This window comes from Microcystis sp. M_QC_C_20170808_M9Col, assembly GCF_007095495.1.
GTDB lineage: Bacteria > Cyanobacteriota > Cyanobacteriia > Cyanobacteriales > Microcystaceae > Microcystis > Microcystis aeruginosa.
The window spans coordinates 1-23902 of the sequence record NZ_SFBZ01000143.1; the positions used below are offsets into that span (position 1 = coordinate 1).

At 44.3% G+C, this 23902-nt stretch carries 19 protein-coding genes and 1 pseudogene; 10 read left to right on the forward strand and 10 right to left on the reverse strand.

What is annotated here, in order from left to right:
• Together EWV68_RS08515 and EWV68_RS08520 are read left to right on the forward strand one after the other, a co-directional pair.
• Positions 1-2510, forward strand: a 2510-nt coding sequence (locus tag EWV68_RS08515) for an amino acid adenylation domain-containing protein (RefSeq protein WP_287169486.1), incomplete at its 5' end; no start/stop codon positions are given.
• 277 nt (positions 2511-2787) lie between these two features.
• Complete coding sequence (locus EWV68_RS08520; protein WP_043999063.1) at positions 2788-3267, forward strand: hypothetical protein; 480 nt, start codon at positions 2788-2790, stop codon at positions 3265-3267.
• 172 nt (positions 3268-3439) lie between these two features.
• Here EWV68_RS08520 and EWV68_RS08525 read toward each other — a convergent pair whose 3' ends face one another.
• Both EWV68_RS08525 and EWV68_RS21835 read right to left on the reverse strand, forming a co-directional pair.
• Entirely contained in the window at positions 3440-3598 is a 159-nt protein-coding gene (locus EWV68_RS08525) for a microviridin/marinostatin family tricyclic proteinase inhibitor (protein ID WP_061430381.1), read from the reverse strand.
• Between the two features lie 212 nt (positions 3599-3810).
• Positions 3811-4019: pseudogene (locus EWV68_RS21835) on the reverse strand (MvdC/MvdD family ATP grasp protein); the annotation flags it as partial.
• Between the two features lie 78 nt (positions 4020-4097).
• Between EWV68_RS21835 and EWV68_RS08530 the strand changes: the two are divergent.
• From EWV68_RS08530 to EWV68_RS08550, 5 genes are all read left to right on the forward strand, one after another.
• Positions 4098-4886, forward strand: a complete 789-nt coding sequence (locus EWV68_RS08530) for a class I SAM-dependent methyltransferase (protein WP_287169487.1) — start codon at positions 4098-4100, stop codon at positions 4884-4886.
• Between the two features lie 39 nt (positions 4887-4925).
• Positions 4926-5660 carry an SDR family oxidoreductase gene (locus EWV68_RS08535; protein WP_190722323.1) on the forward strand — a complete coding sequence of 245 codons (735 nt, stop codon included), beginning with the start codon at positions 4926-4928 and terminating at the stop codon, positions 5658-5660.
• Positions 5661-5929: 269 nt separating this feature from the next.
• Positions 5930-6880: an HNH endonuclease gene (locus tag EWV68_RS08540; RefSeq protein ID WP_353737385.1), complete on the forward strand. Its 951-nt coding sequence runs from the start codon at positions 5930-5932 to the stop codon at positions 6878-6880.
• Between the two features lie 4 nt (positions 6881-6884).
• On the forward strand, positions 6885-8537 hold the full coding sequence (dndC, locus tag EWV68_RS08545) for a DNA phosphorothioation system sulfurtransferase DndC (protein ID WP_002794547.1): 1653 nt from the start codon (positions 6885-6887) through the stop codon (positions 8535-8537).
• 238 nt (positions 8538-8775) lie between these two features.
• A complete protein-coding gene (locus EWV68_RS08550; protein WP_287169490.1) occupies positions 8776-9468 on the forward strand; it encodes a M15 family metallopeptidase in 693 nt (230 codons plus the stop codon).
• 243 nt (positions 9469-9711) lie between these two features.
• Here EWV68_RS08550 and EWV68_RS08555 read toward each other — a convergent pair whose 3' ends face one another.
• Entirely contained in the window at positions 9712-10116 is a 405-nt protein-coding gene (locus EWV68_RS08555; protein ID WP_061430386.1) for a response regulator, read from the reverse strand.
• A gap of 82 nt (positions 10117-10198) precedes the next feature.
• Between EWV68_RS08555 and EWV68_RS08560 the strand changes: the two genes are divergently transcribed.
• Complete coding sequence (locus EWV68_RS08560) at positions 10199-12859, forward strand: DNA gyrase/topoisomerase IV subunit A (protein WP_287169491.1); 2661 nt, start codon at positions 10199-10201, stop codon at positions 12857-12859.
• A gap of 3 nt (positions 12860-12862) precedes the next feature.
• On the forward strand, positions 12863-13546 hold the full coding sequence (locus EWV68_RS08565; protein WP_061430388.1) for a YdcF family protein: 684 nt from the start codon (positions 12863-12865) through the stop codon (positions 13544-13546).
• A 132-nt stretch (positions 13547-13678) separates the two neighbouring features.
• On the opposite strand, the gene kdpC is transcribed toward EWV68_RS08565, so the two are convergent.
• The 6 genes from kdpC to EWV68_RS08590 all read right to left on the reverse strand — a co-directional run bounded on the left by kdpC (position 13679) and on the right by EWV68_RS08590 (position 21202).
• Positions 13679-14323: a K(+)-transporting ATPase subunit C gene (kdpC, locus tag EWV68_RS08570; protein WP_287169492.1), complete on the reverse strand. Its 645-nt coding sequence runs from the start codon at positions 14321-14323 to the stop codon at positions 13679-13681.
• Positions 14324-14325: 2 nt separating this feature from the next.
• The gene (locus EWV68_RS21840) at positions 14326-14532 is read right to left on the reverse strand and encodes a potassium-transporting ATPase subunit F (RefSeq protein ID WP_287237465.1); all 207 of its coding nucleotides are present in this window, start codon (positions 14530-14532) and stop codon (positions 14326-14328) included.
• A gap of 174 nt (positions 14533-14706) precedes the next feature.
• Positions 14707-15930 carry a DNA cytosine methyltransferase gene (locus EWV68_RS08575; RefSeq protein ID WP_287169493.1) on the reverse strand — a complete coding sequence of 408 codons (1224 nt, stop codon included), beginning with the start codon at positions 15928-15930 and terminating at the stop codon, positions 14707-14709.
• Positions 15930-18089 (reverse strand): potassium-transporting ATPase subunit KdpB, encoded by a 2160-nt coding sequence (kdpB, locus tag EWV68_RS08580; protein ID WP_287169494.1) that lies wholly within the window; start codon positions 18087-18089, stop codon positions 15930-15932. Before kdpB ends, EWV68_RS08575 begins: the two co-directional genes overlap by 1 nt.
• A 15-nt stretch (positions 18090-18104) precedes the next feature.
• Positions 18105-19850 carry a potassium-transporting ATPase subunit KdpA gene (gene kdpA, locus EWV68_RS08585; RefSeq protein WP_287169495.1) on the reverse strand — a complete coding sequence of 582 codons (1746 nt, stop codon included), beginning with the start codon at positions 19848-19850 and terminating at the stop codon, positions 18105-18107.
• Positions 19851-20140: 290 nt separating this feature from the next.
• Positions 20141-21202 carry a tocopherol cyclase family protein gene (locus EWV68_RS08590; protein ID WP_002796597.1) on the reverse strand — a complete coding sequence of 354 codons (1062 nt, stop codon included), beginning with the start codon at positions 21200-21202 and terminating at the stop codon, positions 20141-20143.
• A gap of 2 nt (positions 21203-21204) precedes the next feature.
• Here EWV68_RS08590 and EWV68_RS08595 point away from each other — a divergent pair, with 2 nt between their 5' ends.
• Complete coding sequence (locus EWV68_RS08595) at positions 21205-22455, forward strand: FGGY-family carbohydrate kinase (protein WP_287169496.1); 1251 nt, start codon at positions 21205-21207, stop codon at positions 22453-22455.
• 193 nt (positions 22456-22648) lie between these two features.
• Here EWV68_RS08595 and EWV68_RS08600 read toward each other — a convergent pair whose 3' ends face one another.
• Positions 22649-23230 carry a thioredoxin family protein gene (locus EWV68_RS08600; RefSeq protein WP_287169498.1) on the reverse strand — a complete coding sequence of 194 codons (582 nt, stop codon included), beginning with the start codon at positions 23228-23230 and terminating at the stop codon, positions 22649-22651.
• Between the last annotated feature and the right edge of the window lie 672 nt (positions 23231-23902).

A 23902-nucleotide genomic window follows, 5' to 3' on the forward strand; every position in this document is an offset into this window, starting at 1 on the left:
CAGAGGAATTAGTGGGGATTTGTCTAGAGCGTTCTTTAGACATGATTGTGGGATTATTGGCTATTCTTAAAGTCGGTGGAGCTTATGTTCCTATTGACCCAGATTATCCCCAAGAACGCATTAGCTTTATGCTCCAAGATACCCAAGTTAAAATACTGTTAACCTGCGAATCTTTACAGAATTTCTTGCCAAATCATCAGGCTATTGTTGTCTGTTTAGACAAAGATTGGCAACAAATTAATCAGGCAAGTCAGCAGAATCTGAACAGCACAGTTTCTGCGGATAATTTAGCCTACGTCATTTATACTTCTGGTTCTACAGGAATACCCAAGGGTGTTATCGTCACTCATCAAGCAGTTAATCGACTGGTATTAAATACTAATTACATCCAGTTTACTCCTGATGACCGCGTTGTTCAAGCGTCTAATATTGCTTTTGATGCCGCTACTTTTGAAATTTGGGGGGCTTTACTTAACGGTGCTAAGATTATTATTATCGCTAAATCAGTTTTGCTCTCACCCCAAGAATTGGCACTAAGCTTAAAGGAAAATCGGATTAGTGTCTTATTTTTAACCACAGCACTTTTTAATCAGTTAGCCAATTTAGTTCCCCAAGCTTTTAGTAACTTACGCTGCTTACTATTTGGGGGTGAAGCAGTTGAACCCAAATGGGTACAAGAGGTACTAGAAAAAGGTGCGCCGCAACGGTTGCTTCATGTCTATGGGCCAACGGAAAATACAACGTTTTCTTGCTGGTATTTAGTGGAAAACTTAGCTTCTACAGCCACAACTATTCCCATTGGCAAAGCGATTGCCAATACCCAAATCTATTTGCTGGATAAAAATCTCCAACCTGTCCCGATTGGTGTAGTAGGAGAATTACATATTGCTGGTGCAGGATTAGCCAAAGGTTATCTTAACCGTCCCGAATTAACCCAAGAAAAATTTATTCCTAATCCTTTTGAGAAGGATGAAGTGATCCCCCCAACCCCCCTTAATAAGGGGGGCAATGAGCCGTCAAAATTATATAAAACGGGAGACTTGGCCCGTTATTTACCCGATGGTAATATTGAATATGTAGGACGGATTGACAATCAAGTAAAAATTCGCGGCTTCCGTATTGAATTGGGAGAAATTGAGGCTGTACTTAGTCAAAATCAGGCGGTACAGTCTTCTTGTGTGATTGTTCGTGAAGACAATCCGGGGGAAAAACAATTAGTTGCCTATATTGTACCTAAGCTAGGAGTAAAGCTAACAAGTGGCGATTTGCGTCAATTTCTTAGCCATAAATTGCCCGGTTATATGGTTCCTGGTGCGTTTGTGATGCTGGAGTTTTTACCTTTAACAGCTAACGGAAAAATTGATCGCCGTGCGTTAAAAGCTCCTAGTAACCCCAGTGATTCAGACAGATTTATTGAAGCGCGTAATCAGTTAGAATTAAACCTAGTACAAATTTGGTCAAAAGTGCTAAAGATTGACAAAATTAGCGTGCATGATAACTTTTTTGACCTCGGTGGTCATTCCCTTTTAGCTCCTTATTTAATCACCCAAATTAAAGAACAGTTAGGCAAAGAAATTGCCGTAACTACAATATTTCAAAACCCAACTATTGAACAGTTAGCGACTATTATTAAAACCGGTTTAGATCCATCTAATCAGTCTTATTTGGTTCCCATTCAACCTCATGGTTCAAAGCCGCCTTTCTTCTGTGTCCCTGGGGCCGGGGGACGACCATTTTATTTTTACCATTTAGGACGTTGTTTAGGAAAAGATCAACCTTTCTACAGTTTTGAAAATGATCTCTATCAACAGTTTGGAGAAATCACTCGTATTGAGGATATAGCCAGTATTTATCTTAAAGCCATGCAAGATTTACAACCCCAAGGCCCCTACTTTTTGGGAGGACATTCCTACGGTGGTAATGTGGCTTTTGAAATGGCTCAACAGTTGGTTAATCAGGGTGAACAAGTGGCATTACTAGCAATCATTGATTCTTCAGCACCAACTTATAAAGACAAACAAATTTTGCTTGATTATATTAATTGGGATCATGCGCGATGGTTAGCTGAAGTCAGCAAAGGTATCGAAGTTTATTTAGATAAAACCATCGATATTTCCTATGAAACTCTTCAACTCTTAACAGTGGAGGAACAATTAAGATACGCCTTAAACTTTTTTAAACTGGCTAATATGCTTCCTCCCAATGCGGAAACTAGGCAGCTTGAAAAAATTGTCCAAGCCTATAAAACTAGCTGTTTATGTCTGATTGATTATCTCCCTAAACAGATTTATCCTGGTAAAATTACGATTATACGGGCCAGTGAGGAATTAGCTGATGATCCAAATAAAGATTTAATAGCTGGAGATTGCGAGGATTCCTCTTTAGGCTGGAGTGAATTTTCTACAGAGCCAGTTGAGATTCATTTCGTCCTAGGAAATCATGTCTCGATTATGGTAGAACCCCATGTCCAGATTTTAGCCGAAGAGTTAAAAGTTTGCCTTGAGATTTGATACCAAACCCGTTTTTAAGACTATGGTTAACTCCCAATTCAACTTGAAAAACACAGTTATCAATTGTTTCTCCCCAATCTCATCTATCTTTTAAACAGGATTTAATCTAAGAACTGACGATTTTCTACAAGTTGTGTGAACGGTAAGACTAATGTAAAATGCTGCAAGGCATCTGATTGCTAGACAGCCGATTTGTATTCTTTTGCCTTACCATGGATTTTATATGAATGAAATCCCGACCAACCAATCCAACTTAGTGATTTTAGGAGTCTCATCAATGACGGAAACTACTGAAACGGCCATTCCCAATGATTTTCTCGGAATTAATCCCACAGAAATCAACAAAAAACTTGTCTCCTGGGGAATTTCTCTGGATGAAGTTGTTCAAAAACTTGCTTCTCTTGGACTCCCCGGCATTATTTTCATTATTGCTGTTGCCGCATCCGGTGGTACTGCCTATCCGATGATTTACGCACTTTTTGGGTTAGGCGGTCCGCTGGGACTAATTGGTGGACTTGGGGTCTTAGGCATCTCTACCATTATTGGTGACATTGTTACGGGTTATGGCATTGAGGCACTGCTTAAAACGGTCTATCTCAAACGTCGTGAAACAGAAACTCAAGAATATCTCATCAATGAGGTGGAAGGTTTGCCAATTTCTCAAGTTCTAAAACTTAACCTTAAAAAGGCTATTGAAGTAGAAATTGCTGCCGAAGAACCCATTGCTCCCAAAGAAGTCGAAATTGCTGAAGAGTAGTTTTAACTTGACTAAGCACTTTCTCCCTCCTCTCTCCTGCTGCCCTCACCGGCAAATTGACTTTTTCAGCAAACCCTAAATACAACAAAAAACCGCCATAAATCTTACTCCTGCTTGACCTATGGCGGTGGTTGTTTTCTGTGTGAATCACTGAAAGCAATCTTTAAATTAATTAACTATCTTCCCAGTCAGAAGGCCATTTCCAAGTCCAAACGGGAGCCGGTTCAGAATCGGGGGGGGAATCGGGAGTCGGATCCTCGTCTTGGTCCACAGATAGAAAACGAGCAAAGAAGGGGATTGCTTTACTTTGTTCGGTATTGGGATAATTCATGGTCATTCCTAGTTTTGAGTAGCAGCTTTTTCAAGATAGCTGCGATTACCTTGTGATAGTAACATATATTGCCGTCTTACTCAAGTCAAATACTCACCTTACCCGCACTCCCATGGGTGACACTTATAGCTTTATTCAGGGTCATCAGGTACGCCAATTTTCTTCCCTGTTCTCCGCTCCCCATTCCTAATTCAAAAGCGATAACTTCTGTCCCTCACCAGATATGATAATATAGATTGATGGTTATAGGTTAATTGATAAAAACTTTTTTTACCATTAAATTGGGCTGTTAGTTGAACCTCTAAGGGAAATTTATCGGTATCTAAGGGAAAAGGTGTGGCTCCTTTTTTTATATCGCCTCAGCCACGCGGTCAATATCTAGTGCCTTAACAAGAGTTTGGCAAGCATTGCTATAACCCACTTCCCACTTCCCGCTCTACTAAGCCCAATCGTGTTAAACTAATGTAGTTTTTGCCGAAACAGTTAAGTGAGTTTAACAATGGATAAAAATGAATGGATTAGTAGATTCGATGATTTAATTTGTAGTCCTTCGATTCGAGAGTTTTATGGTGAAAGAGAGTTTTTTAATGTCGGTTATTGGCTCTCCCATACCCAAGATCAACAGGAAGCATCCTCTACTCTGATGGAGAAACTTTTAGAATTTATTCCCAACAAACAGGGAACAATTCTTGATGTTGGCTGTGGTTTAGGAGCAACTACCCATTATCTTCTCAAATATTACCCATTGACAGCAATTGTGGGGATTAACATTTCTCCGACACAAATTGCCAGAAGTCTCTTGAATTTTCCCGAGGGTAAATTTCTGTTAATGGACGCAGTAGAGATGGATTTTGCCGATCATTCTTTTGAGCAAATTATTTGTGTAGAAGCGGCTTTTTATTTTAATACCAGGCGGCAATTCTTGCAAGAAGCTTGGCGAGTATTAAAGCCGGGGGGAACCTTAATTCTCTCAGATATGAGTTTTGCCACAACGGAACTTTTAGGGGATTGGACAGTTCCCCAAGCAAACACGGTCAAAGATAGGGCAGAGTATCAAAATCTTTATCAACAGGCAGGGTTTAAAGATGTTCAATTTGTCGAGGTGACGGAGGAGTGCTGGTTCAGACATTTTCGCCATCTTAAGTCTTGGTTAACAGAGGAATTGCAATCGGGAAAATTAGACGAAGAAACCTATAATTTAAACATTAAGGCTCTGGATAATTTGCTAAGTTCCTCGGCCATAACTTATTGGTTAGTTGCTGCCCAAAAGCCAGTCAATATACTGTAATAGTTGTAAGTTTTTCTTAAATTTTTGGAGACAAAAAAAATGTTTGATTCCTTATCGGGTAAAAAAGTCGTTATTATTGGTGCAAGCTCCGGGATTGACCTAGCGATTGCCGAAAAATTGCTCTCCCTGGGGGCAAAAGTGGTGCTTTCCCATGCTTCTCAAGAGAAATTAGCTGCCGCTGTTGCCCTAATTTCCGGGGAGATTGAAGCCAAAACTGTTAATTTTTTAGAAGAAGATTCTGTTAATGCCTTTTTTGCAGAAATTGGCAACTTTGACCATTTAGTAGTCACCTCTCTCGGAGACAGAAATATGCCGCGAGCCTTATTAACCGAAATGACCGCAGAAACGGCCCGGGGAGGTATGGAGAAATTCTGGGCAACCTTTTTAGCAGTGCGTGGCTCGCTGAAAACTTTGGCCAAGGACGGTTCTATTACCCTGACATCCAGCGTCACTATGTTCAAATATTCCAAAATGGGCGGAATTTCCGTCATAGCCGCCGCTAATAGTGCCGTAGCCGTATTTGGACGCGCCCTCGCCCTAGAACTCGCTCCTATTCGCGTTAACGTTGTTGCCCCCGGATTAATAGAAGATACAAGTATCTGGACCAGTCAAGGTGATTCGGAACGCTCCGACCTGAGCAAATGGGCGGTTTCTGCTCTACCTGTCGAACATTTAGGGCAACCCGAAGAAGTCGCCCTAGCAGTATTGAGTTTGATTATCAACCCCTATATGACAGGGGTGGTTTTACCCGTGGACGGTGGAGTTACTCTTTAATCCCTAACCGGACTTAAACCCTCAACCCGGGAAAGTGATACTAAATCCTCTTTAAAGGGTACAGGAGGGAGTGGGAAGCGGGTTTTTAAAGTTGCATTAAGGGTTGATCATAGTACATAAGTTCGATTTTGCGATCGCTTGTCAGCCGCGCTCGATCGATGTTATTATGACTATCTCTCTAGGCTTTCTGTATTTTTCCCTCTCGGTGGGATGTTTTTCTGTATGCTGGTAATAGTTTCCTTTTTTTATCCGCATATCTCCCCCCCCCTATGGTCGATAGTCTTCCCCTACGCAATTTAAAATATTATTGTGAAAGATTCGCATCTTTGAATGTTAATGTTAGTAAAAAAAGAGGTAATGCTCAATATAAACCAATTTTACTTTTATCAGTTATCGATCTAATTTCACAGGGATTAATCACGGAAAATAAAATTTTTGTTTCGGATGAATTAATTAATACATTTAATAAATACTGGAATGTTTTATCGTCTCAATACGAGGGGGGGTTGTATTATCCATTTTTTCACTTACAAAGCGAAGGATTCTGGTATTTAAGATTAAAGCCAGATTTTAATGGGCTACAGCCAAAGTCAATGAAAAAACTCAAATTAGCTGTAGAATATGCCTCATTAGATGAGGATTTATATAATTTGCTTCAAGACCAAAATTGTCGTCAAGAATTAATAGACACTTTAATATCAGTATGGTTTTTATCATCTCAAAAAGAAATTAGTGAAATATTGACTATTAACACTAACTTGCAGGATGTAAGTACGGAAGAATTATCAATATTCGATAATGTAGAACAGGAGAAAAAATTCTACCTACGAAAATCTTTAATAAGAAGTGCTTTTTTTCGTAAAGCAGTCGTTTATATATATAATTATCAATGCTCTTTTTGTGGTCTTAAAGTAAACCACTCCTTGACACAAAGTATTGTCGATGGCGCACATATCAAACCTTTTGCTAAATTCTATAATAACCAGATAAACAATGGTTTATCTCTGTGTAAAAATCATCATTGGGCATTTGATCAAGGATTATTCACAATTGATAATCAATACAAAATTATTATCACAGAAGATTTTGAAGAAGTTTCACCGAACGCAAAGTCTATAAAAGATTTTCATGGTGAGAATCTTATACTGCCTGATAATCACGAATATCTGCCTAATCTTGAATCCGTAAAATGGCATAGAGATAATATATTTAAAGGTTAAATTTATGAGAAATAATGTTATTTTTGGCGAGCAAACACAGATAAATATTTTTCCTTCTAGAACTGTTGATGACTTTGTTATAGACGTTGAAATAATTACAAAAGAAATTCAAAGTTTATATCTTTCTAACAGTATTCCATTTGTTATAGGTTACTCAGGAGGAAAAGATAGTAGTGCTGTTGTTCAGTTAATTTGGAATGCAATCAGCAAACTTTCCATCGAGGAGCGTCATAAAAAAATTTATGTAATGACTACAGATACTCAAGTTGAAAATCCTCTTGTATCTACTTGGGTTAAACAATCTTTAGCCAGAATGAAAAATGAAGCTAAAATGCAGCAGATGCCTGTAGAACCTTATTTATTACGCCCAGAAATAAAAGATACTTTTTGGACTTGTTTAATTGGTAAAGGCTATCCTGCACCTCGTCATGGATTTCGTTGGTGTACTGAAAGACTAAAGATAACACCAACAAATCATTTTATTCGTCAGCAAATTCGAGAAAATGGCGAAGTTATTCTTATGCTCGGTACAAGAAAGGCTGAGAGTAATAAACGTGCTTCAACAATGAATAAATATGAAATTAATAGCTTTCAAGAACAACTTAATCTTAAGGAGAATATTAGTAAACCATTGCGCTATAGTGGTAGCCTTCCCAATGCAATTATTTATAGCCCTTTAGAAGATTGGCGTACTGATGAAGTATGGATGTACTTAATGCAGTGGGAAAATCCCTGGGGAGGAGATAACAAAGAATTATTAGCAATGTATAGAGGAGCGACTGCGGATAATGAATGTCCCCTAGTGGTAGATACTTCCACTCCTAGCTGTGGAGATTCGCGTTTAGGTTGTTGGGTGTGTACGTTGGTGAATAAAGATAAATCGATGGAGGCAATGATACAGAATGACCAAGAAAAAGAATGGTTACAACCGCTTTTAGACCTTCGCAACGAATTAGATATAGAAGATGACCGACCAAAACGGGATTTTCGCCGTATCTTTGGGAAAGTACAATTATTTGAAAGAAACTTAAATGGAGAAATATCGATCGAACCCATACCCGGTCCTTATACTAAAAAATGGCGGGAATATTGGCTGAGAAGAGTATTAGAAGCTCAGGAGAGCGTGCGTACTAATGCCCCAGAGGAGATGAAAGATATTACCCTAATTACCACGGAGGAACTCAGCGAAATTCGCCGGATTTGGAGGGAAGAAAAGCACGAATTTGATGACCAATTACCGAAGATTTATAAACAAGTGACTGGAGAAACTTTTCAAGACCCGCGACCGGGGGCGGATAATAATCTTTTGGGGAGTGAAGAATGGGATATACTCGCGGATATCTGTGCCGAGGATTCCATGCACCTAGAATTATTGGCTAAACTTATCGATACAGAACGTCAATATTTTCTCAAAATCTCTCGAAAGGGTATTTACAAAGACCTAGAAAAATGCTTTGAGTCTAGTTCTCGTAGTAAAGAGGAAGCGATCGAAAATGCTCGTTATGTCTATGATCTAAAGAATGCTGCTCAAAGTGGCAATATTGCTCAGGTGAAAGAACAACTCAAAGAGAGTTTTAGTGAACCGGAAAAAGACCCGCAAAAACAGTTAACTTGGGCCAGTATGAAATTCCCTACAACCGTTGAGGAGGAGGAATAACGGGTTTATGTAGGGTTTGCTGAATAAATCTAACAACCTTGTTGGATAAGGTTTTTAGACTTTTTTTCCCTCAAAAAGTGCCGACCATTGGAGTGATTGGGGGGAAAATCCCTGGACTTTTTCCCTGAAAATTACCACACCCCACACCCTACCCCCACGAAAAACTTTTTGCCGCAAACCCTATGTAAACTGGCGATCGAGTGGACCATCAATAAAATTACTGTTTCCCGATGACGAGATGAAACCCTACCAAAAAATTCCTATTCGTGAATGTGGGGAACCCCTAGTACCTATACCCGCAGATAAATTTGTTATCCCTTCTCCCCACGCTTACGAGAAATTAGGGGCTAATTATCGGGGTAAATCTCCCTATTTTTTGCGACAAGGGGTGTTAAATGCTCTGATTGACGCTCAAAACCGTCTGCAAGTCTATCAACCCGGTTGGCAAATTCTGATTTTTGATGCCTATCGACCGGTGGAAGTGCAACAATTTATGGTCGATTATAGTTTTCAGACTCTCCTAGACACAAAAGGATTAGCCAAAGAGGAACTATCAGAGGCAGAAAGTCAAGCGATTTTAACAGAAGTTTACACTATTTGGGCGGTTCCCAGCGATAATGCCGCCACTCCGCCTCCCCATAGTACCGGAGCGGCGATCGATATTACCCTGGTGGACGAGAAGGGACAAGCCATCGACATGGGGGGAGAAATCGATGAGATCAGTGAGCGATCGCATCCCGATTATTATATCGCCGCAAAAAGCCCGCGAGAACAGAGTTATCATCAAAAACGAGTTTTATTGGCTAAAGTGATGGAGGAGGCGGGATTTAGCCGACATAAGGGGGAATGGTGGCATTTTTCCCTAGGGGATCAGATGTGGGCCTGGTCGCTCGATCGAGCCTACGCCATCTATGGCAGAGTGGAGGATTAAGTAGGGTTTGCGGCAAAAAGTTTCTTGTGGGGACAGGGTGTGGGGTGTAGGGTTTTACAGATTTTGAGGGGGTCAATTACCTAATTTTCAGGGGAAAAGTCCAGGGATTTTCCCCCCAATCACTTCCGTCGCCGGTACTTTTTGATTGACAAAAGGTCTAAAAGTCTTACCCAATAAGGTTTTAAGATTTATTCAGCCAACCCCAGATCAATACTGATATACTAACAAAAGAAGACTCAAAGCTTAGACCAGCTTCTGATCGATGATCGCCAAGATTTGATTAACAAAAGCTTGGTGATCAACCACTGGTTTAGAAATATAACCATCGGCCTGACTCTGCTTGAGAAAATTCTCTCGATCGCCCTCCATAGCGTGAGCGGTGACGAGAATAACGGGTAAATCGGCGGTTTCGGGGTTAGCTTTGAGAATTTGGCTGATTTTAATGCCATCTACCGCTTTCCCTTCATAGACACTATGGGAGAGGGAGACATCCATTAAGATCACGTCCGCTTCCTTATCCCGAGCAATACGAAGCACTTCTTCCACGTCTTCGGTCCCTTTAACCTCTAGACCACCTCGTTTGGTCAAAATTTTGGCAAAAACGCGAAAATTAATCGGGTCGTCTTCTACAATCAAAACAGTCGTCATAGGGATGCTCAGGGATAAACAAGGTTAAAACGGGCAAAATGCCTTATGATTCACAGCTAGACAGATTGAAAACGAGAGACTCATGGCCAAACAACTGGATTTCTTAGCTAGTGGTCAAATTATACCCACGGCCTTACACCAAGAGATGGAACGATCCTATCTAGAATATGCCATGAGTGTGATCGTGGGGCGAGCCTTGCCGGATGTACGCGATGGACTAAAACCAGTACATCGTCGCATATTATACGCTATGCACGAACTGGGTTTAACTCCCGATCGCCCTTTTCGCAAATGTGCGCGGGTGGTGGGGGATGTCTTGGGTAAATATCATCCCCACGGCGATCAGTCAGTGTACGAGGCACTGGTTCGTATGGTACAGGATTTTTCCAGTCGTTACCCACTTTTATCGGGCCATGGTAACTTTGGTTCGATCGATAACGACCCCCCGGCGGCCATGCGTTATACAGAAACCCGTTTGGCCGGCATCGGTGATCAGGCGGTTTTGGGGGGAATTAGCGAAGCTATCGTTAATTTTAGCAGTAATTTTGATAATTCTCAACAGGAACCCGTTGTTTTACCCGCTCAGTTACCGATACTGATTCTTAATGGTTGTTCAGGTATTGCGGTGGGGATGGCGACTAATATTCCTCCCCATAATTTAGGGGAAGTGGTGGAAGGTTTAATCGCTTTGATTGATAATCCCGATTTAAGCGAGGAAAAGTTAGTAGAAATTATCCCCGGTCCCGATTTTCCCACGGGAGGCGAGATTTTAGATGATACCGGCATTCGGGAGGCTTATCGCACCGGTAGGGGGATTATTCCCGTGCGCGGAGTGGCGAAAACTGAAACAATTATCATTGAGGGCAAGCGCCGAAGGGAAAGGACGGCAATTGTGGTTACTGAGTTGCCTTTTCAGGTGAATAAGGCGGCATGGATCGAAAAAATCGCCGAATTAGTCAATTTAGGGAAATTGGAGGGAATTGCCGATATCCGCGATGAAAGTAATCGCGAAGGCATTCGGGTGGTGATTGAATTAAAGCGGGAAAGTCAACCGCAGCAGGTTTTGGCGGCTTTATACCAACAAACGGCCCTACAGACTAATTTTGGGGCGATTATGCTCGCTTTGGTCGATAATCAACCCCGGCAGTTATCGTTAAAACAAGTTTTACAGGAATTCTTGCGCTTTCGAGAAACGACTCTCACCCGTCAGTATGGCGATGAGTTGCAACAGGCCAGCGATCGCTTACACCTAGTGGAGGGTTTATTATTAGCTTTGCAGAATATCGATCGCGTGGTGGATATTCTCAAAAATGCTCCCGATGGGACGACGGCTAAGTACCGTTTTCAGGCAGAATTGGGCATTAGTGACGCTCAAGCTGATTCTATCTTGGCTATGCCCCTACGTCGTTTAACCGGTTTGGAAAGACAAAAGTTAGAGACGGAAGCGACGGAATTACAAACAAAAATTCAACAGTTGGAAACTCTCCTCCATAACCGTCAGGAGTTTCTCAAGTCTCTGAAAAAAGAATTGCGCTCTTTAAAGAAAAAATTCGCCGATAGCAGACGGACAAAAATTCCCACTGGCAAGTCGGGGGACAGGAGACAGGAGACAGCAGGGAAGAAACAGGATTCTGTGGTTAAAAAACAGGAGACAGTCCCGATGAAAAAATTTTCACCCCCACAGATGAAAGAGGTTTCCTTCCCCACACCCCACACCCCACACCCCACACCCTCTTTCAAGTCAGAAGGGAAGAAACAGGATTCTGTTGTTAAAAAACAGGAGAATAAAGTTAAGAAAAAGTCTGAGAGTGAGAATGCACCGAGTTTAAGCCTATTTACGCCCCAAGAACCCCCAGAAAATGCGATTTTATTGCTTGATGCCGAAGATAAAATTAGTTGGACGACACCAGAAGAGCGAGCGCCGGACCGGGGTTTAATTATCTATCAACAGGCGATCGAAAAACGGGAAAATTTCCTAGTTATCCTCGATAATGCTAAAGCTTACCCGATTGCTACCCGGGAAGTTCCTCCAAAAGACAATCAACCAGTGTTAATCTCCAGTCTGCTGACCAAAACCGCCCAAAAAGATTCAGAAGCCGTATTAAATCAATTTTTCTTGACGGAACCTCAAAAAAATCAAGAATTGCTTTTACTGAGTCAACAGGGGCGAATAAAGCGGCTTCCCATCGATGAATTAGAGGGGGTTGGTATTCGGGGTTTGTCCCTCATGAAATTGAAAGAAGATGATCGCCTGTATGGCGCTATTTTTACTCACGAGGGTCTGGACTTAGCGATCGCCACCAGTAGCGGTCGGGTGTTGCGTTATCCCGTGCGCGAGGAATTATTGCCAATGATGAGTAAATCCGCTCAGGGTTTAGCAATTTTGCGATTGCGCTACGGGGAACATCTAGCCGGCTGTGTTTCTCTCCCTCATCGGCAAAATCTGCTGCTGATTTCGGGATTAGGTTACGGGAAAAGACTGGCGATCGAGAATTTACGCCTATCACAATTAGGCGATCTTGGTTCACCCGCTTTACAATTCGTCAACAAACAGGATAGTTTAGCGGCCATGGTAGCGGCCTGGGAGGGGAGTATAGTGTTATTAAGTACCAATCAGAATCGAAAACTACCCTTAGAGGTAGAGACTGTGACAGTTACGGGTAAAGACGGGACAGGTTCACAATTAGTTAAACTCAACCCCGCAGAAAAAATTATCAAAGCACAATTGTTACATCGTCTCTAAACAATGGGGAAAAAATCGAAAAATTTTGTGCGTAAACACCGAAATTGGCAAAGATGGTTAAAACTAACTCTGATTCTGGTTTTTGGGTTTATTATCCTTAATCTAGCGATTAATTTAGCCGTCCGCTTGCCAATTAATCAACAAAAACCCATTGATGCCATCTTAGTTTTGGGGGGCAGCATTCGTCGGGAAATTTATGCAGCTAATCTGGCCCAGCAATACCCCAATATACCGATTTTGATTTCCGAAGGCTCGAAAGACCCCTGTATTTTATTACTATTTGAACGGGCAAAAGCGCCAAAAACTAACGTCTGGTTAGAAAAGTGTGCTGATTCTACCTTCGGCAATTTTTTCTTTGCCGTGCCAATTTTAAAACAATGGGGAGTACATAAAGTAAAAGTTGTCACCTCTCCTACTCATTTACCCCGCGCTAAATGGTTAGCAGAAATTCACTTGCAATCCCACGGTATAGCAGTAGAAATCGATGCAGTCCGAGAAATTGGTATCCCCGGTAATCACGAATCAAAGCTAAAAACTGGGTTAGATGTGACTAGAAGTATAATTTGGGCTTTTGTGGGACAATTGATCTATCCCCCCTGTGGGCAAGTCATTCTCTTAAATTCCGTTGATTTGGAAGCTTGGCGCGATGAAGGTTTTCAATGTGAATCTCAAGGTAAGATCAGCTAAACAATACTCTCCCAGTTAGTTTTTTAGCGGCTGCATCCCATTTTTGTAAATCTACTAACTTGGGGTTTTTAAAGGCAAACTCTCTCTTCCCACTTTCCTATACCTTTTAAACAGGATTTAGCATCAGAAACCCTATCGGGTATTTGCGATCGCATCTAGAGCCAAATTCAGTTTCAGCAGGTTAACCCCCGGTTCGCCGAAGATGCCGAGAAAGCGCTCGTCGGTGTTTTTGGTAACGAGGATCTCCACTTGATTCGTCGGTAATCCCCGCACCCGCGCCACCCGCTCGATCTGCGCTCTGGCGGCCTCCGGGGTGATATGGGGATCAAGACCAGAACCGGAGGTGTACACCAGAGCTGCGGTGGGTTTAATTGTCGCTTTCTCTAATCGGGGAATCTCCCCCTCCAGTGCTTTTTGCGGGTCGGGATCGGGTTTTCCTTTAATTCGCTCGATCAACAGGGGGTTACTGGGAGCTAGGTTACTCGCCCCCGAAATTCCGGTTTGCAGGACTTTGTTAGGATCGTTTTTCGGATCGGCCGTACTGTAGTTGGTGGTACTCGGACGACTATTAAAATAGCGATCGCTGGTGAAAGGTTGCCCAATTAGAGCCGAACCCACCACTTGACCTTGATTATTGGTGATCAAACTCCCGTTCGCTTGCCAGGGAAAAAGAATTTGACCGATGGCGATCATCGAGAAAGGATAGATCAGCGCAGTGATCACCCAGAGAACTAGGGTAGAACGGATGGCTCTACCGGCCTCGCGTGCAAAACTCATGATTAAAACCTCTCCGGTACAAAGATGACCAAGAACAGATAGATAAATAAAGCAAAGGCGACTAATCCTAAAAGGGTTAATGCGAAGGCTTGCCCCCTATCGATAGTGCTTCCCGTAGAAGCTTGAACGATGGAGGAGAAAAGAATTGTTAGACAGAAATTTAAGAAAATGTACCCAAAAAATCGGTATTTTCTAGGGGCTGCTTTCATAAGAATTAGAGTTTTTTGGAGATTTGTTTTTGCCAGTAAATCAAGAAAATAGCTGTAGTTGTCAAAAATTATCAGACACCCCCCTTATCAAGGGGGGATTAAGGGGGGATCGACACCCCCCTTATCAAGGGGGGATTAAGGGGGGATCAAAGACAAAATCTATTTTCAATTTAATTATAGCCACTTACTTAGCTGTAGTTGTCGATAGGTTGTCTTGTTCCCCTTTTTCAAGTCATAGTTAAGAATACATTGGCCTACATATCTAGCCAAATTAATAGGAACAGCATTGCCAATCATTTGTTCTAGATTAGATTTTGTTCCTGTAAAAATAAAGTCTTTAGGAAAAGTTTGAATATAGCTTCGCTCCCTCGTTGTTAGCGGTCTTAATTTTTCCTTAAGATGACAAGCATCACCGGGATGTTGTCGATAGGTTTTGGGAACTGGTCGATTTACTCCTCGAATAGTAGGGCTAGGTTCATACATACTGAATATCGCCCTTCTTTGATAGCTTCTAGGATGTCTATAATAGTATTCTATATCTAATTCTTTGCCCATATAGTCAAATACAGTCAGAGGTTGACTTGATAGATTTTCATTGATCTCATCGATTAAAAAATCATCTTCTTCCTTCATTTTACCGATCAGAAAATATCTTTTTCTAGTTTGAGGAACTCCGCAGTAACAAGAATTAATAACTTTTTCAGTTAAACCATAACCATGGCTTTTAAAAATTTGTTTTGCTTGAGTGAGTATTTTACTTTTCTCAATTCTATCCACATTTTCCATAACAAACCATTGGGGACTTACTCCAGTTACAATTTCGGCGAATGTGAGCGTTAGATTCGCTCGTCCTAAACCCTCGTCTCTCTTACCCGCACTGGAAAAGTCTTGACAAGGAGGGCTGCCGACAATAATCTCAGGATTATATTGAGCCAATATTTCTTGGCTAGATTCTCTAGATAAATCGACATTAAATATCGGATGACTAAAGTTATTTCTATAGACATCTATAGCAGGTATCCAATTATCAAATGCGGCCACAATAGTAAACCCCGCTTTCTGGAAACCTAAAGATAAACCACCACAACCAGCAAATAAATCGATTGTGATCATTTTGCTCCCTCCTCTAAATTGACTCTCGAAAGCATAAAATAAATTATCGGAATCGGGAGCTAGACCGTATAACTCTTTTGTACTTAACTCCGCAGGTTGAATTTTTAAATTTTCATCGAGTTTCAGATATACATTTTTCAGTCCTTTCCCATCTAAGTAAGCGCACAAAGAAGCTGGAAATGAGGAATTAAATTGATTTTTCCCCCATGTTTCTTTTTGGGTAAAATCCCGATTCGAGTGCTTCAATCCGAATAAACTAGGCTTAAATATTGCCGATTTTCCCATTACCTCAACCCGATCGCTGAAATTATCTCATCAATAATCTTAATAGCAATAAACGGGGCAATCACGCCCCCCACGCCGTAGATGAGGATATTGCGCCGCAATAGTTGGTCAGCAGTGAGCGGGCGAAATTGAACGCCTTTAAGTGCTAGGGGAATCAAAACGGGGATAATCAGGGCATTGTAGATCAGGGCCGATACGATCGCCGATTGAGCGCTTTTCAAACCCATAATGTTTAAAGCACCGATCCCGGCGGCGGCGAAAATCGTCGGGATAATGGCGAAATACTTGGCGATATCGTTAGCTACCGAAAACGTGGTCAGGGCGCCGCGGGTAATGAGTAACTGTTTGCCGATGGTCACTAAATCGATCAGCTTGGTCGGGTCGGAATCGAGATCCACCATATTGGCCGCCTCCTTCGCCGCTTGGGTTCCGGAGTTCATCGCCACACCGACATTAGCCTGGGCCAGTGCGGGTGCGTCGTTGGTTCCGTCTCCCGTCATGGCAACTAACTTGCCCTTGGCTTGCTCGCGACGGATCACCTCGATCTTATCTTCTGGGGTGGCCTCGGCGATAAAATCATCCACCCCCGCCTCCGCCGCGATCACCGCCGCCGTGATCTGGTTGTCGCCGGTGAGCATGATCGTTCTCACACCCATGCGCCGTAATTGGTCGAAACGCTCTTTTAATCCAGGCTTCACGATGTCCTTGAGATAGATCACCCCGTAGATATCGTTACCCCGACAGACGGCGAGGGGAGTCCCCCCCAAACGGGAAACCCTTTCCTGTGCCTCATCGAGGGTTTCGGGAACGGAACCACCGCGGGAACGGACGAAACCTTTAATCGCGTCTACGGCCCCCTTACGGTATTCCTCGCCGGCCCTATCGGTGCCGCTCATGCGGGTACGAGCGGAGAATTCGATTCCCTCGCCGGGTTGGCCATCGATATCGAGGTTCGCGCCCAAATTCCGGGCTAAGGCAACGATCGAGCGTCCTTCCGGGGTTTCGTCGAAAAGGCTGGCCGCTAGACAGATGCGGGCTAATTCCTCGAGGTTATGACCGTTCACGGGGATAAATTCGTCAGCCAGTCGGTTTCCGAGGGTGATCGTTCCCGTTTTGTCGAGAAGGAGGGTATTCACGTCGCCGCAGGCTTCCACCGCGCGCCCGGAGGTGGCGATGACGTTAAACTGAGCCACACGATCCATCCCGGCGATGCCGATCGCGCTCAATAAACCGCCGATCGTCGTGGGAATGAGGGCGACGAGGAGCGAGATCAAGATGGCGATACTGGAACCGGCCCGAAAGGTATCCGCAACCGCCGGCCCGAGGCTCGTTTCCAGGAAACCGGCGATATAGTTCCCGATCGAGGGAATCGTGGCGACGACAATTAAAAAGACTTGGGTTAACACGGCCAGAAGTACCGTCAGGGCGATCTCGTTGGGGGTTTTCGTGCGCTCGGCCCCTTCCACGAGGGAGATCATGCGATCGATAAAACCCTGGCCGGGATCTTGAGTGATCCGCACTGTCAACTCGTCCGAGAGAAGCCTGGTGCCGCCGGTGACGGAACTGGCGATGTCGGTTCCGGGTTGTTTGAGGACGGGGGCCGATTCTCCGGTGATCGCCGATTCATCCACCGAACCGATTCCCTCGATCACTTCCCCGTCGGCGGGAATCACGTCCCCGGCCACCAGTTTTACCCGATCGCCCCGACCCAAGGCCGTGGAACTGACCGACTCGATCGAGCCGTCGGCAAGGATTTTCCGGGCCATCGTGTCGCTGCGGGTGGAGCGCAGGGCATCGGCCTGGGCTTTTCCCCGTCCCTCGGCGATCGCCTCGGCGAAGTTGGCGAACAGCACCGTGAAGAAGAGGATCAGGGTGATGATGCCGTTAAGTAGCCGTTGTTGTCCCCTATCCCCGGCGATCGTGCCGAATAGATGCGGGTCGATCGTGACCAGGGCCGTGATGATCGTTCCTAACCAGACCACGAACAGGACCGGGTTACGCACGGCGATGCGCGGGTCGAGTTTGAGGAAGGACTGCCGGATCGCGCGTTGATAGAGACCAGTCCGGTTTACCTTGGGGGTATGGCGGCGGTCGTCCCGGCGACCTCTCGGCACTCGCAACGGGCGGGAGGATTTAGAATTTCCTTTGTTCGTTCTCATAAATTATCCAAACTCCTAGCCGATCATCCGCGTGATTTGAAAGGCTTCCGCGATCGGCCCGAGGGCTAATATCGGCAAGAAAGTCAGCGCACCGAGAATTAAAATCACCCCCGCCGTCACGCTGGTAAAGAGTCCGGTATCGGTGCGGAGGGTTCCGGTGGTGGCGGGAACCGGTTGTTTGCGGGACATCCCATCGGCTAACAAGAGCAGGGCGGCGATCGGGATATACCGTCCAGCCAGTAAACTGAAGCAGGCGCTCAGATTCCACCAGAGAGCGGTAATCGTCGGTTTCGCCCCAGCCGCGATCGCAAGCGGCGCGGGTTGGGAATCCCCTAGTCCCTCGAATCCCGACCCGTTATTGGCGGCGGCGGAAGCGTACTCGTAGATAACTTGAGATAATCCGTGAAAGCCGGGGTTACTGATGCCCTGAAAGTCGGGAAAGGCAAGGGCGATCGCTCCGGGGATGAGGATGGCGATCGGGTGAACCAGCAGAATTAAAAAACTCGCTAACACCACTTCCCGTTTCTCGATTTTGCGCCCGAGGAATTCGGGGGTTCGCCCCACCATTAGCCCGGTGACGAATACCGCAAGGATCAGATAGGCAAACAGGTAGGCGGTGCCGGTTCCCTGGCCGCCGAAAACGATTTGCAGGAACAGATTCGAGAGGGTGACGAAGCCGCCGTTCGGCATCAAGGAATCGTGCATGGCGATCACCGCACCGCACATGGTGGCCGTGGTAGTTACCGCGTACAGGGCCGATTGCGCCCAACCGAAGCGTACTTCTTTCCCCTCGAAGTTAACCGCTCGCTCCACCCCTAGCAGGGAGTTAACCGCCTGGTTGCCATTGTATTCCCCGATCGCTGTGATGATCGTAAAGCCGATGAAGATACCGAGGGGAATTAGATAGATTAACCGAGCTTGCTTGAGATTATCGGCGAAAACCCCGTAGGTATAGATCAGGGAGGTGGGAATCGAGAGAATCGCTACCAACTGCACCAGATTGACGAATCCGTTCGGGTTTTCAAAGGGGTGGGCCGAGTTGCTGGCAAAAAAGCCACCGCCGTTTTCTCCCAATTCCTTAATAATCTCGAAGTGGGCCACTGGACCGCGGGCGATCGCCTGACTGAGGTTGGGGTTTTCTAGCGTCGGCAAGATCGCCGGGCCCGCGAGGGTTTCCGGGACTCCGGCGATGATCAGGGCAATTGCCCCCACGATCGAGATCGGTAAGAGGATACGGGTGATCGCTCGGATCAGATCCACATAGAAATTGCCCAACGGTCGCCCCGTCAATCCCCGAATAAAGGCGATCCCCACCGCTAGACCGGTTCCGGCCGAGGTGAACATCTGGTACCCGAGACCCCATATCTGACTCCCGTAGCTGAGGGTGGTTTCTCCGGAATAATGCTGTTGGTCGCTGTTGGTGATAAAGGAAATCGTCGTATGTAGCGTGGTGTCCCAAGAAGGGGCGGGGATCCCCGTCGGGTTGAGGGGAAGGACTCCTTGGCCCGCAATCAGGGAAAAAACCAGAATTGCTATTACCGCGTTACTGTAGAGAACGGCGCGGGCGTACTGCCAGCCGGTCATATTCTCTTTCCCTTTCACTCCGACGAAGGTATAAAGAAGACTCTCGGCTCGATCGCACAGTGGGTCGAGTAGGGTTCTCCGTTCCATGAACACCCTAGCCATATACCGCCCGAAAAAGGGGGTGATCGCCACGATTATCAGGATCGTGAGCGCGATTTGAATCCATCCTTGCAACATGGTTCGATCAACTCCAAAAAAAGGCCCGTGGAGGCTCGATCAACGATCCACCGGGAAACTCACGGGTTCGCTGTCTCGAAACCGCTTGCTGAAAACCGAGTTTGTCTAATCATTAGCGATCATTAACAAATGGATGTCGAGGGATTATTATCGCCTCTGCTGGAACGATTATAGCGATTTGTCGCACCTTGACAATCTATATTTTTTCCGTTCGTTGTCCTATCAGCTTTTACGCACTTATGCAGCAATACCGACAATCAGCAATTATCAGTGACTCTTAAGATGTTAGGTCACAAGTGTTTGATCCAAGCTGATGGCCAAATACCGCCAATTTCGAGACCAGCTAGACCACTAGAGCTATTTATAAGGGTTTTACCACGACTATCAGCCAATTTTATCGATAATTTACCTTTGAGGGTATCTTGACAAGCAAAACAGAGACCTTTTTCTGTGGGTACACGCACGCGATCGGGAGGATGATCACTGATACCGATTAAGACAATGGTATAATTCTCGTTGGTTGCCCTCATTTCCCAGTATCCCCAGGGTTGCACTGTCCAAGTTAGTTGAGAATTCCAGATATCAAACTTATAAAAGCGATTTTGCCAGTGAATACCGATAATTCCCACCGATTCCGTCCAGTGGAGAACTTTCCGGGTAGAACCCACTGCGGTTAAGGTTAAATCGGGATTTTCAGGGAAAGCATTACAATTAATCCAAAACCACTTTTCGGGGAAAGAATAACCCCAATTTTTCTCGCTATAAAAAGGTACATTCTCAAATTGGTAATTTTTTCCCCCATAGGTAATCATTCCCGTTGCTAAACCATGAGCAGTTAAAATCTGCCAACCCGGGTCAAAAATCGGTAAATAAGATAATATTCCTGCTGTTGCTTGGGGTAAACGCTTGTTATCTCCCCAACTGTACCTAGTTTCAACGCGATAATCCCATTGACAGATTTCTCCAGTGACGGGATCATAAATTCGTCCTTGCTGCTGGTTTGCCGTTGCTTGATAACCCTCTTGAACAGACTCGAAAAAAGCTGACGGGGAAAGGAGACAGGGACGGATTTTTAAGTTAGTTTTTCCCCAATGGATAATGGCTAATTGCTGACGACTTGCCCAAAATTTATCCGTATCGGGAAAAGTGCGACAAAGATAATTAGATTCTATGGCTAAAATTTGTACCGCTCCGCCGCTATTGACTTGACCGCCGCTTGGGTCTTGAATAGAATACATAAAGGCGAATCCGTCGGCTAATTGCGGAATCATGACTCGGAAGTACCAACCTTCAAAGAATCGGGGAGTGATACCATCCCAATGGTAGCCAGAATGAGGGGGTTGTGAAGACATCTATGGGTTTATCTTTAGGTATTGATTTTGGCACATCGGGAGCGCGAGCGATTGCTATTGATTCTAGCAAAAATATCGTCGCTGAGGTTCATTATCCTTTCACTAATGCCAATTTTCAGGATTGGCAAAAGGCCCTATTTTATTTATTGGATAATCTAGGGGATTCGGTGCGTTCAGAACTTAAATCGATCGCGATTAATGGTACTTCCTCGACGGTGTTATTATGTGATAATTGGGGTAATCCTCTTTCTGAGGCCATATTATACAATGACGGGCGAGGAATTGGGTTTTTAGAAGCAATTAAAGCTATAGCACCTCCTCACCATCCCGTGATTATTGCTACCTCCAGTTTAGCTAAATTACTTTGGTGGAGTGAACAAGAAATTTTTTCGCAAGCGCGTTATTTTCTCTCCCAAGCGGATTGGTTAGCATTTCTCCTGCACGGTAAACTGGGAATTAGTGATTATCACAATGCCTTAAAGTTAGGTTATGATCTCGAAAATCTCTGTTATCCCGATTGGTTAGAGAATTTACCGATGTTTAATTTATTACCGCAAATTTTTGCCCCAGGTACAGCGATCGATACTATTAAACCGGATTTAGTGACTCGTTTTGCTATCCCGAAAGATTGTTTAATTTATACGGGAACCACCGACAGCATAGCGGCATTTTTAGCCAGTGGTGCTAATTCTTTAGGGGATGCAGTGACATCTTTAGGTTCAACTTTAGTCTTAAAATTATTAAGTAGCCAGAAAGTTGATGATAGTAACTATGGCATCTATAGTCATCGTTTAGGAAATTTGTGGTTAACCGGTGGGGCATCCAATACGGGAGGAGCAGTGTTAAAGAAGTTTTTTTCTGATCAAGAATTGAGAAATTATAGTTTAGCAATAGATGGACAAAAAGAAAGTAATTTAGATTATTATCCTCTACTAAAAGCGGGCGAACGCTTTCCAATTAATGATCCTTTTTTACCCGTGAAACTGACTCCCCGGCCCGATAATCCTCGAGAATTTTTGCATGGGTTACTAGAAAGTATTGCCCGCATTGAAGCTTTAGGTTATCAGCGTTTACAGGAATTGGGAGCCAATAAATTAGAGCGAGTTTATAGTGCCGGTGGTGGGGCAAAAAATTCGACTTGGAGAATAATTCGTCAGCGTCATTTAGGGGTTCCCGTGCTTTTGTCTAAACAGGAGCAAGCGGCCTATGGTACTGCCCTATTAGCACAGCAATCGGTTACGCTGTTGAAATAGTCTCATAAGTAGGATTTGCGGCAAAAAGCTTGTTGGTGGGGTTAGGAGTCGGTCGTCGGTCGTCAGTATTCAGGAGATAGGGTGATAGGGTTTTGGGGCGATAGGGTGATGAGACAGCTTCCCCATTTCCCCATTTCCCCATTTCCCCATTTCCCCACTTCCCCACTTCCCCACACCCTACACCCTTCGTTAATTAACCGTAATAGGGTGGCTCATTACCCGGTTTCCATTTGATATTACAGCCTAAACTCGGTTTTTGGTCCGTCGGCACTGGTTGACCGGTTAAAACCTTGTCAATAGCGGCGCGGAGATCTTTGCCTGTCACCGGTATTCCATTACTAGGACGACTATCATCCAATTGACCGCGATAGACTAGGCTGCGCTGACTATCAAAGAGGAAAAAATCGGGAGTACAGGCTGCCGTGTAAGCTTTCGCCACTTCTTGGCTTTCGTCATAGCATAAATTGAATTTAAAGTCAAGGGTTATCGCCATTTTTTTCAAATTTTCGGGCGAATCATCGGGATATTTCTCCACGTCATTAGAACTAATTGCGAGGATGCCCAGATTGGTATTAGCATAATCGCGACCTAGACGGGTAAGTTCTTCTTGAATGTGTTTAACAAAGGGACAATGTTCACAGAGGAAGATGACTAACAGAGCGGTTTTAGCCGCAAAGCTGTCCAGAGAGATAGTTTCACTCGAAACCACATCGGGTAAGGCAAAACTGGGAGCTTTTGTCCCCAGATCTAACATTGTGGACTCGGTGCGTGCCATAAAGTTTCTACTCTTTTCTATAGGGAGGACTGAGATTTTTATAGCATTTCACGCTTCATCGCGCAAATTTAAGGCCTTAACCAGCATCAGTAAACAGTAATCAGTGAACAAGTAATCAGTAAACAGTGAACAGTAAACTGATAAGCCATTGACCTATCTAAATTACTGGTTAGAGCTGCAGTAGTCATGGTTCGCAGTGTCCGCTAATTGTGGAATAAAACTACTACAGAAATTCGCTTCTTCATCAGTAGTTTAGCAGCGGATGCCCAAAAACACGCCGAGGTGATTCGCAGACATTGGAGTATTGAAAATATAGCAATTCCCATAGTTGTGAGGTACAGAGTCTTAGGTTTTGAGGAGTCAGGAGTCAGGAGTCAGGAGTCAGGATTCGGGATTCAGGAGTTAAGATTTTGGTGTACCTCATGAGATTGAGAAACGCTATAGTCTCCATTGGGTACTCGATGTTACATTTAATCAAGATGCCTGGGATTCGTCTGGGGTATGGAGCGGAAAACCTAGGTCTGTTGCGCCGTTTAAGTCATTAGTAGATTCATTGACATCCTCACCGCCGTAAACGGACGGTGATTCCCAAACCTCACGATTTAGGTTTCTGCTTCTTTCCCGAAGGATTTTTCGCACCTGCCTTAACAGATTTACTCTGTTCTGGTCTTA